The organism is Geothrix edaphica (assembly GCF_030268045.1).
Lineage (GTDB): Bacteria > Acidobacteriota > Holophagae > Holophagales > Holophagaceae > Geothrix > Geothrix edaphica.
Genome location: NZ_BSDC01000001.1, coordinates 619,970 through 633,227 on the forward strand (window position 1 = coordinate 619,970; position 13,258 = coordinate 633,227).

The following is a 13,258-nucleotide window of genomic DNA, read 5'->3' on the forward strand; positions in this document are numbered from 1 at the left end:
GCTCCTAGTTGAAGCGAACCTCCGACTGGGCCAGGGCATAGGCGAAGCTGGCCAGCGCGGCGGCGTTGAAGGCGAGGTCCTCCTTCTCCACCTTGTCGAAGGTGTCGGCGTGGGTGTGGTGGATGTCGAAGTAGTGGGTGGCGGCGTGGCCCACGCCGATGCCGGGCACGCCCTCGGCCACCATGGGGCCCACGTCCGCGCCGGATCCGCCGAGGCGCAGGTCGATGGCCCCGAACGGGGCAAGGCTGGCTCCCAGGCCCTTCAAGGAGGCCAGAGCCGCGGCTTTGGCCTCCGGCGTGGCCTTGCGGAGATCGAGGCCGAAGGACTTGATGCGCTCACTGCCGGAATCGGATTCGAAGGCGGCCACGATGTCCCTGAACTCGGCGCGATGGGCGTCGCGATAGGCGAGGCCGCCGCGCAGGCCGTTCTCCTCGTTGGTCCAGAGCACCACGCGGACAGTGCGGCGGGGCTTGAGTCCCAGGGCCTGGATGAGCCGCGCGGCCTCCAGGGCGGTGACGGTGCCGGCGCCGTCGTCCTGGGCGCCCTGGCCCACATCCCAGCTGTCCAGATGGCCACTGAGGATGACGACTTCGCCGGGCCGCTCCGTGCCCCGGATCTCGCCCACCACGTTGGCGGAGGGGACATCCGGCAGCGTCTGGGCGCCCATCTCGAGGTGGACCCGGATCGGCTCGCCGCGCTGCTGCATGCGCCGCATCTGCGTGGCGGCCTCCAGGGTCACCGAGGCGGTGGGGATCTTGGGGAAGGCGGGATCGTAGTCCATGACGCCGGTGTGGGGGGTATCGAGGCTCACGGGCCCCACGGAGCGCACGAGGGCAGCCACCGCGCCGTGCTTCGCCGCCTTCGCGGCCCCGTCGTGCCGGTAGACCACCGTATGGCCGTAGCCCTTGTAGGGCACGTCGAAGAGGACGATCTTCCCCTTCACGGCCGCCGCGCCCAGCTGATCCAGCTCGTCGAAGGAGCCCACCACCACCACGTCGGCGGTGAGGCCGCCCGGAGGCGTGCCCACGCTGCCGCCCAGGCCCAGGATGTTCAGGCGGTGCGGGGCGGGCAGGAGCAGCTCGGCGGATTCCCGGCCGCGCACCCAGTGGGGCACCATGGCCGCTTCGGTGTGGACGTTGACGAGGCCCGCGGCCTTCATGCGCTCCTGGGCCCAGGCGATGGCCTGGTCCAGCTGGGGGGATCCGCTGAGACGGGGGCCGATGCGGTCGCAGAGCCAGGCCAGATCCGCATAGGCGCCGTGGGTGCGGAAGGCTTCGGCCCGCAGGCGCTCGGAGGGTGTCTTCGGCGTCTGCGCGCCGAGGAGCAGGGGGGCGAGGAGGAACGGGAGGCAGCGGGATGGGGTCATGCCTCATCTTAATTGGTAATTCCGGCGGTTCACGGCTTTTTTGCCAGGGCCTCGATCTGGGCCGTCACGGCCTTCGTCAGCGCGTTGGGGATCGGGATGCTCAGGCTGTACTGCTCGATCAGCCAGCGGTCCCCTTTCCGCGTCAGCACGCCGGTGCCCCGGGCGGGGCCCAGGTTCGGGGTGGCGAGGTCCTCATCGAACCAGGCGGTGCGGCCATCTCCCGACAGGGTGATCGCCCGGCGCGTGGCCCTGAAGTTCCAGGCCTTTCCACGCTGGAAGATGGGGTGGGCCCAGGCCTGGAAGGCGGCCCTCGTCCAGCGCTCGGCGGGATCGGTGCCCAGGAACACGGCGCCTTCGGCGAAGTGGCCGAAGTAGCGGCCCTCATCGGCCTGCGCCGCCGCCAGGTGCCAGTCGTCCAGCACGGCGGCGACGGCCTGCTCGGCCGGGGATTGGGCGGCGAGCGAGAGGGTGGCGCAGAGGATCAGGGCGGGGCGCATGGGGGCTCCTGGCGTAGGCCGGTGTCAGCGGCGAAGGCTCACCCGGACCCGCATGCGGCCGCTGGCGTCGGTCTCCAGCACCTGCCAGGACAGCGGTCCGGCCCTGCCCTTGGGGTTCTCGCCGGGGCCCAGGTTGAAGGCGGCGTCGTCCAGCTCCCAGCGCCGGCAGGGGAAGTGGGGCTTGGGGGGCTCGGGGCTGCCGGGATGCGCATCCACCACGCGCATGGGGCCCCTGGGATCGTCGGGGCTCAGCAGGGAGGGATCGATGCGGGCCACGATGAGCCCCTCGTGGCCGGGGCCGAAGCGGCCCCCCACGCGGCCGCGCTCGAAGCCCCAGGGCCGGCGCACCTCCAGGCTGAAGAAGCGGCCCTTCTTCCGCGGATCAGGCAGGGTCACCCACTGGGGATCGGCTCCCGGGGCGCGGGAGACGGGCGCGATCCAGCCCTCCCAGGCGCGCCCCTTCACGGCGAGGCGGCGGACCTGGTCCCGGAAATGCCCCCGGTACCAGAGCTCGGACCGCACCCAGGCGGAGGGATGGGAGGGGCTGTAGCCCGTGTCCTCCACCCAGGGGCCCTCGCCGGGGTGGGAGCGGTCCCAGCCGCGGTACTGGCCCGCGTCCATGAGGTCCCAGATGCCGGCGGTGAGGGGGTCCCCGCAATCCAGGTAGAGGTCGTCCACGCGGTGCTCGCCCATGGCGTGGAAGGCCTCGTGCACGATGTTCCCGAGCGGCACCTGCTCTGTCATGAAGATCAGGGGCCAGCGGTGCCCGCGATCCCAGGGCAGGGGGACCAGCAGGCTCACCGCCTTGAGGTCGGCCTCGTCGGCGGTGAGGGACTGGGGCTTGCCGGGCGTGATGATCCAGAGGTGGTCGGGCTTGCCGTCGGAACGCCGGGCGCCGGTGCGGTTGTCCAGGCGGTCGCAGGCGCCGAGGTCCTCGCCTTGCAGCCGCTCCAGCACCCACTCGGCCATGCCCAGCTTGTGGGCGTCGGTCCGCGGGGCCGGATGGTCGGCGCTGCGCAGCTTGAGGAAGCGGCCCTCGACGAGGGAGAGGGCCCCCTTGCTGACTTCGTACAGGTAGTTGGCCGCGCTGGCCACCCCGGGCCGGCGGGAGAAGATGAGCTCGCGCAGGGCGCCGTCAGGCAGCTTCGAAGGTTCATCCGTGAAGTCGAGGCGCACGACGAAGACCGCCTCCTGGCGGTGCCGGGGCTCGGGGCTGAGGGCGATGTCGCCACGCCACTCGGCGGCCGGCACCAGGTCGCGGCGCCAGCCATCCTTCTCGACGGCCAGCACGGTGTCGCCCGGTTCCAGGTCCAGGTGGAAGCGGCCCTCCCCGTCGGTGACGGCCAGGGGGGGATCCGCGGCGGGGGACACCCGCGGCTGCCGATCCGGATAGACCCGCACCCCGGCCAGCCCCCGGCGGCCGTCCGTGACGCGGCCCTCCAGGGTGGCGGCCGGGGAAGCGAGGGCGGCCAGGAGGCCGAGGGCGGCTCCGAAACCGCGGCTGGAACGGCGTGTCATGCCTGGCCGACGAGTTTCTGCAGGTGGGCCAGCCGGGCCAGGAGGGCCACGCGGCGGCGGGTTTCCGGCGCCAGCAGGGGTTTCTCGAGGGCGTCGTCCACCGGCTCCCGCAGGCGCGACCAGGTCTCCAGCTCGCCGGGATCGTGCAGGAGGAGGATCGGCAGGTTCCTCAGCTCCCCGGACTGGTGCAGGGTCACGGCCAGGTTCTGGGCGCCCCCCTCGGACAGGTCCGTGTCGAGCACCAGCACGTCGGGCCGGTGGGCGAGGATCTGGGCCCGGGCCCGGCTTTCGCTCTGGGCCTCGAGGTAGATCGCCTGGTCCTTGCCGAAGTGGTTCTGGACCTGGGTGAGCACCAGCGCGCTGGCGGAGGCCACCAGCACCTTGGGGCGGGCCGGGGGCAGCGGGCCGGTCTGGAGCGCCAGGGCCCGGATGCGGAGGTGGGTCTGTACGCGCACCTGGAGGAGCAGGGTGTTGGCAGGCTTGCGGATGAAGTCGTCCGCGCCGGCGGCGTAGCTGCGGTCCTTGGCATCCCGGCTCAGGGCCGTCAGCACGAGGATGGGGATGTCCGCCGTGGCGGGATCGGACTTGATGGACTCGCAGGCCTTGAACCCGTCCATGGAGGGCATGACCACGTCCATGATCAGCATGTCGGGGCTCGGGCCGCCGCTCTTGAGGCGCGCCAGGGCCTCTTCGCCGTTGGCAGCCACGATCAGGTGGTGCTCCAGCGGCTGCAGCTGCGCCTCCAACATGCGGCGCTGCAGAGCGTTGTCCTCTACCATCAGGATGGTCATGGGAGACGCGAAGTAGGACAAGCGAACTCCTTGCTCTCGTGACTTGAGGGTAAAGGTCCTGAGGGTTCCAGGCAACAGCAGGATGTCGTCGGGGTTGGTAAAACCCCGCAGACAGCATGGGTTTCCAACGATACAATGGCCAGTTCGAGGTTTCTCAGTGGCTCATCCCAGTCTCATCCGCAATTTCTCCATCGTCGCCCACATTGACCACGGCAAGTCCACTCTGGCGGACCGCCTGCTCGAGCTGACCAAGACCGTGGCCGGCCGGGACATGCAGGCGCAGATCCTCGACGACATGGACCTGGAGCGGGAGCGGGGCATCACCATCAAGGCCCACGCAGTGACGCTGAAATACCCCGCGCTCGATGGGAAGACCTACACCCTGAACCTCATCGACACCCCGGGCCACGTGGACTTCACGTACGAGGTCAGCCGCAGCCTGGCGGCCTGCGAGGGCGCCATCCTGGTGGTGGATTCCACCCAGGGCGTGGAGGCCCAGACCCTGGCCAACACCTACCTGGCCCTGGAGAACGGGCTGGAAGTGTTCCCGGTGCTGAACAAGACCGACCTGCCCAGCTCCGATCCCGAGCGGGTGCTGGAGCAGATCGACACGGTCATCGGCCTGGTGGACACCGCCCACGCCGTGAACGTGAGCGCCAAGACCGGGGCGAACTGCGACCAGGTGCTGGAGCAGATCGTGAAGTGCATCCCCGCGCCCCAGGGCGATCCGGACGCACCGCTGCAGGCGCTGGTCTTCGACTGCTACTACGACGCCTACCGCGGCGTGGTGAACCTCATCCGCGTGGTGAACGGCACCCTCAAGGCCGGCGACCAGATCCGCTTCATGTCCACGGGCAGCGAGCACCGGGTGGACGAGATCGGGATCTTCGATCCCAAGATGGACAAGCAGGAGTCGCTGTCCGTGGGCGAGGTGGGCTACCTGGTGGCCAACATCCGCCAGCTGGTGGACGTGAAGGTCGGCGACACGGTCACTCATGCGGTGACGCTCACGACGAAGCCCGCCACCGAGATGCTGAGGGGCTTCAAGGAGATCCAGCCCGTGGTCTTCGCGGGCATCTTCCCCACCTCCAGCGACGACTTCGAGAACCTGCGGAACGCCATGGACAAGCTGCGGCTCAACGACAGCAGCTTCACCTACGAGCCGGAGACCTCCACGGCGCTGGGCTTCGGTTTCCGCTGCGGGTTCCTGGGCCTGCTCCACATGGAGATCGTGCAGGAGCGCCTGGAGCGCGAGTTCGACCTGGATCTCATCACCACGGCCCCCAGCGTCCGCTACCACGTGCACCTGACCGATGGTACCGAGACCGCCGTGGATAACCCCTCGAAGCTGCCGCCCCTCCAGAAGATCGCGAAGATCGAAGAGCCCATCATCGAGGCCACCATCCTCACCCGCACAGACTTCGTGGGCGGGCTGATCAAGCTCTGCGAGGAGCGCCGCGGCCTCCAGCAGAAGCTCGAGTACGTGAGCCAGGACCGCGTGATGCTGGTCTACGAGCTGCCCCTGAACGAAGTGGTGATGGACTTCTACGACAAGCTCAAGTCCGTCTCCAAGGGCTACGCCAGCTTCGACTACCACATGAAGCACTACACGGAATCCGACCTGGTGAAGATGGACATCCTGGTGAATAGCGAGGCGGTAGATGCCCTATCCATCCTGGTGCACCGCAGCAAGAGCCAGACGCTGGGCCTCGCGCTCTGCCAGCGGATGAAGGAAGTCATCCCCCAGCAGATGTTCGACGTGGCCGTGCAGGCCGCCATCGGCAGCAAGATCATCGCCCGCACCAACGTGAAGGCCCGCCGCAAGGACGTGCTGGCCAAGTGCTACGGCGGCGACGTCAGCCGCAAGAAGAAGCTCCTCAACAAGCAGAAGGAAGGCAAGAAGCGGATGAAGGCCATCGGCAACGTGGAGATCCCGCAGGAGGCCTTCCTGGCGATCCTGAAGGTCGAGGGCTAGTCGCCTTTGCCGCCGTTCTTGATCTCGCCGGACTCGACGAGGTTGGCCAGCAGGCGCGGGAGCTCATCCTCGCCGAGGATGCCCCGGCGCTGGAACAGGCGGATCAGGCCCAGCACCATGGCCCGCGTCTGGTAGGACTCCAGCGGGGGGACCGTTTCGCGGAGGGTCCGGCTGTGGATGAGATCCGGTGAGGACGCCGGGCGCGGAGCCTCTGTCGGCTCGAAGAACTGGAAGGGATCCAGGTTCGTGGGTTCCTGGATGGCGACGCCGGTGCTGTCGAAGAAGGGGTCCCGGGAGAAGGCCACCTCGGCCGCGAGGCCCGACGCGGGAAGGGGCAGGGGATCGAGGCTGAAGTTGACCGGGAGGGCCTCGCCTTCGGCGTGGTCGGCGCCCACGTCCACGGTCAGGGGCGCGCCCGGGGTGGGTGTCTCCAGGCTGCGGTAGAGGTCTCCGATGGCCTTCCGCAGCGCGCTGTGGGAGGCCACCACGGGCTGGATGTGCAGGCCCGAGGCGAACCGGGCGCTGTCCACGGCGTTCAGGTCCGACGGATCGGACATGGCCAACACCAGCGATTTGGGTTCCTTGATCGAGATGGGCAGCACGGTGAACTGGTCCGCCAGACGGTAGGGCACCAGCTTCAGCACCTCGGGCGGCACCTCGAGATTCCGGACGTCCATCTGCGGTACGCCGGCCTGGTGGCTGAGGAAGTCCATGAGGACCTCCTCGGAGATGTAGCCGAGGGCCACCAGGTTGCTGCCCAGACGGCCCCGGGCGATTTTCTGGTGCGTGATGGCGCTTTGCAGCTGGGCCGGCGTGATGAGGCCGGATTCCACGAGCAGTTCGCCAAGTCGCTTGATCGGTTGCTGCATGAGGGATTCCCGGGGCTTAGGTCTTCCGATGATGCAGAGAGGGTGGCCCTCAAGGTAACGTCATTCAAGGCTTTTGTGGGGCGTGGGGCATGGACTCTGAAGATCTCTGGCGGGCGGCCCTGCATGATTTCAACAATCTGGTGACGGGGCTCCAGGGTGTGGCGGATCTCGGAGACCCCTCGCTTCCCTTCGACCCGCAGAACCACGCAAGGTTGCAGACGATCATCGAGGATGGCAAGACCCTCATCGCCATGGCGCGCGCCCTGGCCCTCGGGCGTGTGTCCGGCGGGGAGCCGGTCCCCTGGGCGGACTGGGCCGCGGAAGTGCGTGAGCGCCTGGACGACGCCGGCCAGCTCTTCCGCTGCCCGGTGGAGCTGGTGGATGCCGGTGCCGGGACGGCCACCTGGCCCGCGCCGCTGCTCCAGGACTGGACCGTCGCGTTCACCCGGCAGATCCTTCCGTGGGCCGCGCCGGGTCCCCTGCGCCTGGAGGCGGAGGCCCGGTCCGGGGCCCTGCTCCTGCGCTGGATCACCGATGCGCCCCTCCCGCTCGCCCTGGAGGCGGAGCCTCCCCCGGACCTGCCGCGCAGCCTGGCGGGCTTCTGGCTGCGCGCCATGGCCGGCCACCAGGGCCTGGTGCTGGAGACCTCCCCGGGTTTCCTCCAGGCGCGCCTTCCCCGCCCCCAGAGCGGAACCATCTCTGCCAAGGACTCCTGATGTTCCAGCCCCCCCCTCCTGTTCCACCCGCGGCCGTGGTGGAGGTCACCGCCACGCGCTTTCCCGAGGATCCGGCCAGGGTACCCGCCTCCATCACGGTCCTCACCGCCCGGGACCTGGCGGATCGCGGCGCCACTGACCTGGGCGGCGCCCTGGGCCTGCTGGCGGGCGTCTACATCGCCCCCGGTGGCGATGGCGGGCCCGCGGGATCGGTGCCCGAATTCTGGGGCCTGAAGGAGTTCGACGCCTTCCTGCTCGTCGTGGACGGGGTGCCCTGGGGCGGGGCCTTCAATCCCGCGCTCTCGACCCTGAGCCTCGAGGGCGTGGAGCGCATCGAGATCCAGAGGGGCGCGGCCCCGGTGATGTACGGCGCCACCTCCTTCGTCGGCGTCATCCATGTCATCCGCGGCCTCCCCTCCGAGGGGAAGGGCACGGTCCGCCTCTCCGCGGGCAGCCATGGGAGCTTCGGAGGTGCCGTCTCCTTCCGGCTTCCGGCCGGAGCCACCACGGACAGCACCCTCACCGTGGATCACGACACCCAGGGCTTCGAGGATTCCCGCACGGGCTTCAAGCGTACGCACCTCCTCTGGCGCAACCGGGTCCAGGCCCTGGACGGAGTCCTCCGCTTCGACCTGGAGGGCACGGTCACGGACCAGCAGCCCGCCAGCCCCTTCCCCCGCGTGGGCAGAGCACTGACGGACCGGGTGCCCCTTGATGCCAACCACAATCCGGCCGGGGCCTACCTCGATGACCGGCGGGCCACCTTCACCGCGGGCTACGAGCGGACCCTGGAGGCCGCCACGCTCTGGGCCACCACCCTGTCGATCGCGCGCGGGCGCCAGGACGCCTTCCGCGGCTTCCTCACGGACGTGGCCACCACGGCTCCCAATGCCCACGGGTTCCGCGAGCGCATCGACCTCACGGACGTCTACTTCGACACGCACCTCACCTGGGCCGGGAGGGGCCTCAAGGTGGTCGCGGGCCTGGATCACCTGCATGGCCAGGGCCGCGGCCGGGGTGGGGATTTCGACTACTTCGTGAACCTCGACGGGTCCGGCGCCCCTGGGGCGGAGGCCCTCCCCAGCGAGGCGGACATCCGCCTGGACGACCGCCGGGACTTCTCGGGCCTCTACGTCTTCGCGCAGTGGCAGGCGGCGCCGCGCCTGACGGTGGAGGCGGGCCTGCGCCTCACCCGGGCGGAGGAGAGCCGCCGCACGTCCACGCTGGATGTCGCCAGCGGAACCCTTGAGGGCGGATCCGACGCTCGGACCACGACCCGCCTGGGCGGCAGCGCCGGGGCCACCTGGACCGCCTGGCAGCGCGGGGAGGACCGGGTGAATGTCTTCGCCGGCGTGCGCAGCACCTTCAAGCCCGCCGCCATCGACTTCGGCCTGGACAGCGGGGCGTCGATCCTGAAGCCCGAGACCGCCACCAGCTACGACCTGGGCCTCAAGGCCGACCTCCTGGACCGCCGCCTCGCCCTGGAGGTCAGCACCTTCCTCATGGACTTCGAGAACCTGGTGGTCCCCCAGTCGGCGGCCGGCTCGCCGGTGCTCGTGAACGCGGGCACGGAGCGGTTCCAGGGCGTGGAGGCCAGCGCGGCTTGGCGCTTCACGCACGATCTGGCGGCCCGCCTCGCCTACAGCTACCACGACGCCCGGTTCCGGAACTACGCCAAGGATTTCGGCGATGGCACCCTGACCCAGCTCGCCGGCAAGCGCCTGGAGATGTCGCCCTACCACCTTGGTGGCCTGGGCCTCGCCTATGCGCCGGCCCGGGGCCTCACTGCCTCGGCGGAGCTGTCCTATGTGGGGGCCGTCTTCCTCAACCAGCGCAACACCGCCCCGGCCGGGGGCTATGCTACCTGGGCGGCCGGCCTGGGCTGGCGGGGGGAGGCCTGGGAGGTCCGTCTGGACGGAAGGAATCTCACGGACCAACACAAACCTGTGGCCGAAAGCGAGCTGGGCGACGCCCAGTACTACCTGCTACCCGGTCGACAGGTCGCCCTGAGCGCCCGCTGCCGGTTCTGAGGCAGAAGGCGTTCCGACAGCGTTACCGGTACAATCAAAGGTTTGGGCGGTGCGATGAAGTTCCACATCCTCGCGACCATGTGGGCCACGAAGCGGAGCCCGGTGGACTCCGCGCAGTGGGGACCCACAGGGAGCGGATCATGCTTGTCAGGGAAGTAACGCGATGAAGTTCCACATCCAGACCTGGGGCTGCCAGATGAATGACCACGACGGCGAGAAGCTGTCGGGGCTGCTGTCCGCGGAGGGTTTCGAGGCCGTGGATTCGGCGGAGGACGCTGAGCTGGTGCTGCTCAATACCTGCTCCATCCGCGAGAAGGCCGTGCACAAGGTCTATTCCGAGCTGGGCCGCCTGCGCGAGGAGAAGCAGCGGCGTCCCCTGCTGGTGGGCGTCACGGGCTGCCTGGCCCAGCAGGAGCAGGCCGCCCTGTTCAAGCGGGCGCCCCACATCGACTTCGTGCTGGGCACCATGGCCCTGAAGCAGCTGCCGCGGCTGGTGGCCGAGGCCCAGGCGGGCAAGGCCCGGGTGATGGACACCGGCGAGTACCCGGACAATCACCTGTTCCCGCCGGCCGTCACACGCCGCCGGGACACGGCCAAGGCCCTGGTGACCATCACCGAGGGCTGCAACCACGCCTGCACCTACTGCATCGTGCCCACCACCCGCGGGGCCGAGCGGCATCGGCCGTACGAGGACGTCCTGGCCGAGGTGCGCGGCCTGGTGTCGCGCGGCTATCGCGAGGTGGAGCTGCTGGGCCAGAACGTGAACAGCTATGCCGGCGGCTGCACCTTCGCGGAGCTGCTGGAGCGGGTGTCCGAGGTTGAAGGCCTCGAATGGATCCGCTTCACCACCAGCCACCCCATGAACTTCACGAAAGAGCTGGCCCGGGTGCTGGTGACGAATCCCAAGGTCGTACCCTTCCTCCATCTGCCCCTGCAGAGCGGCAGCGACCGGGTGCTGAAGCGCATGCTGCGCGAATACACCGTGGCCGAGTACCTGGAGCGCCTGGGCTACCTGGGCGAAGGCCGGGCGCGCATGGCCCTCAGCACGGACTTCATCGTGGGCTTCCCCGGGGAGACCGACGAGGACTTCGAGGACACCCTGCGCGTCCTCGACGAGGTCGCCTTCGACAGCTCCTTCAGCTTCATCTACTCGCCCCGGCCGGGCACGCCCTCGCTGCGCCTGAAGGACGACCTGCCCATGGCCGTGAAGTCCGAGCGCCTGACCCGCCTCCAGCAGCGCCAGGCCGAGCTCACCCGGGCCAGCAACGAGCGGTTCCTGGGCCGCGAGATCCCGGTCCGCATCGAGACCCACGGCCCCACCGAGCATGGCTGGTGGCTGGCCCGCAGCGGCGAGTGGAAGACCGTGCATCTGGCAGCGGGGCCCGGCCGGGACCTGCCCTTCGGTGAGTTGGTGCAGGCGCGGATCACCCAGGCCAGCCCGCACTTCCTGGGGGCGGAGCTGGTGTAGGGGCTGTCGGCTATCAGCTATCAGTTGTCAGCGTGAGGGACCAGCGGCGGGTGGCGCCGGGGGGAAGCAGGAAGCTCCCCGGCTTGTCGGCGAAGTCCCCATCCCAGCCTTCGGGATCGGCGTGGCCTTCCCAGGGTTCGATGCAGAGGAAGGCGGGGCCGGGATCGGGCTTGGCCCAGAGGCCCAGGTGGGGGAAGCCATCCCAGCGCAGGGTGAGGGCCGGTCCTCCTTCCGCTTCGAAGCGGAGGCCCCGGCTCCGGGGCTCCAGGAAGATCAGGGCGTCCTCCGCGAACAACGCTTCGCAGAGCGGCAGCTCCCGCCCCTGGATGGGGCTGGGATGAGGGGTCGGATCCAGCAGCCCCCCGGCCGTCAGGCGCTGGAGCGGGCCGGGCTCCTCGGTCTCGAAGACGAGCCGGTGCGCGGCCTTGGGAAGACCCGGCGCCAGGGGCCACCGGAAGGCCGGGTGCAGGCCCAGGCTGGCGGGCAGGGGCGCGGCGCCGGGGTTGCGCAGGGAGAGGTCCATGCGCAGGGAGGTCGCGTTCAGGGTGTAGGCCACCCGCAGCACGAAGGGAAAGGGGTAGGCCGCGCGGCTGGCCTCGTCGTCGCGCAGCTCCACCGTGCAGGTGGTGGCGGTTCCTTCCAGCAGGGCGAAGTCGCGGTCCCGGGCGAAGCCGTGTCGGGGCAGGGGGAAGGTCTCCCCGCCATGCCGGAGGAGGTCGCCCTTCAGGCGGCCCACGATGGGGAAGAGCAGGGGGGCGTGGCGGGGCCAGAGGGCGCCTGCCCCCCAGAGCAGGTCGCGGCCACCCAGGCGCAGGGACTGGAGCTCGGCGCCGGTGGCGGCGATGACGGCCTCGGCCGGGCCTGAGTGCAATCGGTGGATGTCCATGCCCGAGATTATCGCCGTCGTGGTAGATTGCCCGCCTAGCCTGCCGCTTTCCTCCGGGAGCCAGCCATGCCATTCAAGGCGGACGTCATCGCGACGACCCTCCACGCGCCCCTCGCGAACGTGGAGCAGAACTGGCCGCTGGTGGTGGACGCGCTGGCCGCCCTCAAGATCCAGGACCCGGCCACGGAGATGGCCGCCGTGGCGACCATCGGGGCTGAGAGTTACCTCTTCGCGCCGGAGCGGGAACAGGGCAGTGAGGCGTATTTCCGGCGCATGTACGAGTTCAAGCGCGCCTTGGGCAACACGGAACCCGGTGACGGCGCCAGATACTGCGGCCGGGGCTTCATCCCGGTACTCGGTCGGGCCGAGTACGCGCGCTTCGGCAAGCTGGTCGGTGTGGACCTGGTGGAGGATCCGGACCGGGCGCTGGAGCCGGCCCTGGCCGCCCGCATCCTGGCCTACGACTTTATGCTCAAGGAAGTGCCCAAGGCCGCGGCCGAGGGGGACTGGGTGAAGGTCCGCCGCCTGGTCCGCGGCGACCTCACCGGGTGGAAGCGGTTCAACGGGATCCTCATCCCCCTGCTGAGGCTGCAGTCCGAGCAGGGGTGAGCATCCACACTTTGGTGCGCCCGACCAGACTCGAACTGGTACTCCGTTGCCGGAAGCGGATTTTAAGTCCGCAGCGTCTGCCATTCCGCCACGGGCGCGCCGCTCCAGCCTAACGGGGCATGGCCGTCCGTGATAGCGTCGAGCCATGAGGACCTGTTCCGCCGCGCTGGTGCTGGTGATCCTGCCCGCCTCCCTGTCCGCGCAGGTCCGGGATCTGCGGGCGTTCTACCGGGAGCGCTGCGCGACCTGCCACGGGGCCGATGGCTCCGGCCGCGGACTCAACGGGGCGCGTCTGGGAGGGCGGAACCTCGCCGATGGCCGTTGGCTGGCCAGGCAGGAGGAGGATGCCCTGGTGGCCTCCATCCTGAAGGGCCGGGGGGCCATGCCCGGCTTCGCGCGGCAGCTCACCGAAGGGGAGGCCCGGCGCCTGGTGGTGGAGACCCTGGCTCCCCAGGCGGGGCGGAAAAAACCCTGAACCGCCCCTTGCACGGGGGCCCGCCGGGCCCATCCTAGGCGGGTGTTTCAACATCCAT

General features: G+C 69.8%; 12 protein-coding genes and 1 tRNA gene. 6 read left to right on the top strand and 7 right to left on the bottom strand.

Annotated features, from left to right (window positions below; translation table 11 throughout):
• Positions 1 to 4: 4 nt before the first annotated feature.
• Genes QSJ30_RS02770 through QSJ30_RS02785 form a run of 4 tightly spaced genes read right to left on the bottom strand, consistent with a single transcriptional unit; the run spans position 5 to position 4,193 of the window.
• The gene (locus QSJ30_RS02770) at positions 5 to 1,366 is read right to left on the bottom strand and encodes a M20/M25/M40 family metallo-hydrolase (protein WP_285606258.1); all 1,362 of its coding nucleotides are present in this window, start codon (positions 1,364 to 1,366) and stop codon (positions 5 to 7) included.
• A 29-nt stretch (positions 1,367 to 1,395) separates the two neighbouring features.
• Positions 1,396 to 1,863 (bottom strand): nuclear transport factor 2 family protein, encoded by a 468-nt coding sequence (locus QSJ30_RS02775; protein ID WP_285606259.1) that lies wholly within the window; start codon positions 1,861 to 1,863, stop codon positions 1,396 to 1,398.
• A 24-nt stretch (positions 1,864 to 1,887) separates the two neighbouring features.
• Complete coding sequence (locus tag QSJ30_RS02780) at positions 1,888 to 3,381, bottom strand: metallopeptidase domain-containing protein (RefSeq protein WP_285606260.1); 1,494 nt, start codon at positions 3,379 to 3,381, stop codon at positions 1,888 to 1,890.
• Positions 3,378 to 4,193, bottom strand: coding sequence for a response regulator (locus QSJ30_RS02785; protein WP_285606261.1), 816 nt, complete (start codon positions 4,191 to 4,193; stop codon positions 3,378 to 3,380). The genes QSJ30_RS02780 and QSJ30_RS02785 overlap by 4 nt, the downstream gene beginning before the upstream one ends.
• 136 nt (positions 4,194 to 4,329) lie before the next feature.
• Here QSJ30_RS02785 and lepA point away from each other — a divergent pair, with 136 nt between their 5' ends.
• The gene (gene lepA, locus QSJ30_RS02790; protein ID WP_285606262.1) at positions 4,330 to 6,147 is read left to right on the top strand and encodes a translation elongation factor 4; all 1,818 of its coding nucleotides are present in this window, start codon (positions 4,330 to 4,332) and stop codon (positions 6,145 to 6,147) included.
• Here the strand turns inward: lepA and QSJ30_RS02795 are convergent.
• The gene (locus QSJ30_RS02795) at positions 6,144 to 7,016 is read right to left on the bottom strand and encodes a cyclic di-GMP-binding domain-containing protein, MshE-related (protein WP_285606263.1); all 873 of its coding nucleotides are present in this window, start codon (positions 7,014 to 7,016) and stop codon (positions 6,144 to 6,146) included. The genes lepA and QSJ30_RS02795 overlap by 4 nt on opposite strands.
• Positions 7,017 to 7,105: 89 nt before the next feature.
• Here QSJ30_RS02795 and QSJ30_RS02800 point away from each other — a divergent pair, with 89 nt between their 5' ends.
• The 3 genes from QSJ30_RS02800 to miaB all read left to right on the top strand — a co-directional run bounded on the left by QSJ30_RS02800 (position 7,106) and on the right by miaB (position 11,230).
• The gene (locus tag QSJ30_RS02800; RefSeq protein WP_285606264.1) at positions 7,106 to 7,732 is read left to right on the top strand and encodes a hypothetical protein; all 627 of its coding nucleotides are present in this window, start codon (positions 7,106 to 7,108) and stop codon (positions 7,730 to 7,732) included.
• A complete protein-coding gene (locus QSJ30_RS02805; protein WP_285606265.1) occupies positions 7,732 to 9,762 on the top strand; it encodes a TonB-dependent receptor in 2,031 nt (676 codons plus the stop codon). The genes QSJ30_RS02800 and QSJ30_RS02805 overlap by 1 nt, the downstream gene beginning before the upstream one ends.
• A gap of 163 nt (positions 9,763 to 9,925) precedes the next feature.
• Positions 9,926 to 11,230 carry a tRNA (N6-isopentenyl adenosine(37)-C2)-methylthiotransferase MiaB gene (gene miaB / locus QSJ30_RS02810; RefSeq protein WP_285606266.1) on the top strand — a complete coding sequence of 435 codons (1,305 nt, stop codon included), beginning with the start codon at positions 9,926 to 9,928 and terminating at the stop codon, positions 11,228 to 11,230.
• Positions 11,231 to 11,243: 13 nt separating this feature from the next.
• On the opposite strand, the gene QSJ30_RS02815 is transcribed toward miaB, so the two are convergent.
• On the bottom strand, positions 11,244 to 12,116 hold the full coding sequence (locus QSJ30_RS02815; RefSeq protein ID WP_285606267.1) for an aldose 1-epimerase family protein: 873 nt from the start codon (positions 12,114 to 12,116) through the stop codon (positions 11,244 to 11,246).
• 66 nt (positions 12,117 to 12,182) lie between these two features.
• Between QSJ30_RS02815 and QSJ30_RS02820 the strand changes: the two genes are divergently transcribed.
• Entirely contained in the window at positions 12,183 to 12,725 is a 543-nt protein-coding gene (locus tag QSJ30_RS02820; protein WP_285606268.1) for a hypothetical protein, read from the top strand.
• A 12-nt stretch (positions 12,726 to 12,737) separates the two neighbouring features.
• Here QSJ30_RS02820 and QSJ30_RS02825 read toward each other — a convergent pair.
• Positions 12,738 to 12,823 (bottom strand) — tRNA-Leu (locus QSJ30_RS02825).
• Positions 12,824 to 12,870: 47 nt separating this feature from the next.
• Between QSJ30_RS02825 and QSJ30_RS02830 the strand changes: the two genes are divergently transcribed.
• Complete coding sequence (locus tag QSJ30_RS02830; protein WP_285606269.1) at positions 12,871 to 13,200, top strand: c-type cytochrome; 330 nt, start codon at positions 12,871 to 12,873, stop codon at positions 13,198 to 13,200.
• Positions 13,201 to 13,258: the final 58 nt, after the last annotated feature.

Coding starts and splice junctions, on each gene's coding strand:
- QSJ30_RS02775 (WP_285606259.1), bottom strand. CDS start 1,863: ATGCGCCCCGCCCTGATCCTCTGCGCCACCCTCTCGCTCGCCGCCCAA.
- QSJ30_RS02800 (WP_285606264.1), top strand. CDS start 7,106: ATGGACTCTGAAGATCTCTGGCGGGCGGCCCTGCATGATTTCAACAAT.
- QSJ30_RS02820 (WP_285606268.1), top strand. CDS start 12,183: ATGCCATTCAAGGCGGACGTCATCGCGACGACCCTCCACGCGCCCCTC.
- QSJ30_RS02795 (WP_285606263.1), bottom strand. CDS start 7,016: ATGCAGCAACCGATCAAGCGACTTGGCGAACTGCTCGTGGAATCCGGC.
- miaB (WP_285606266.1), top strand. CDS start 9,926: ATGAAGTTCCACATCCAGACCTGGGGCTGCCAGATGAATGACCACGAC.
- QSJ30_RS02780 (WP_285606260.1), bottom strand. CDS start 3,381: ATGACACGCCGTTCCAGCCGCGGTTTCGGAGCCGCCCTCGGCCTCCTG.
- QSJ30_RS02805 (WP_285606265.1), top strand. CDS start 7,732: ATGTTCCAGCCCCCCCCTCCTGTTCCACCCGCGGCCGTGGTGGAGGTC.
- QSJ30_RS02830 (WP_285606269.1), top strand. CDS start 12,871: ATGAGGACCTGTTCCGCCGCGCTGGTGCTGGTGATCCTGCCCGCCTCC.
- QSJ30_RS02770 (WP_285606258.1), bottom strand. CDS start 1,366: ATGACCCCATCCCGCTGCCTCCCGTTCCTCCTCGCCCCCCTGCTCCTC.
- QSJ30_RS02815 (WP_285606267.1), bottom strand. CDS start 12,116: ATGGACATCCACCGATTGCACTCAGGCCCGGCCGAGGCCGTCATCGCC.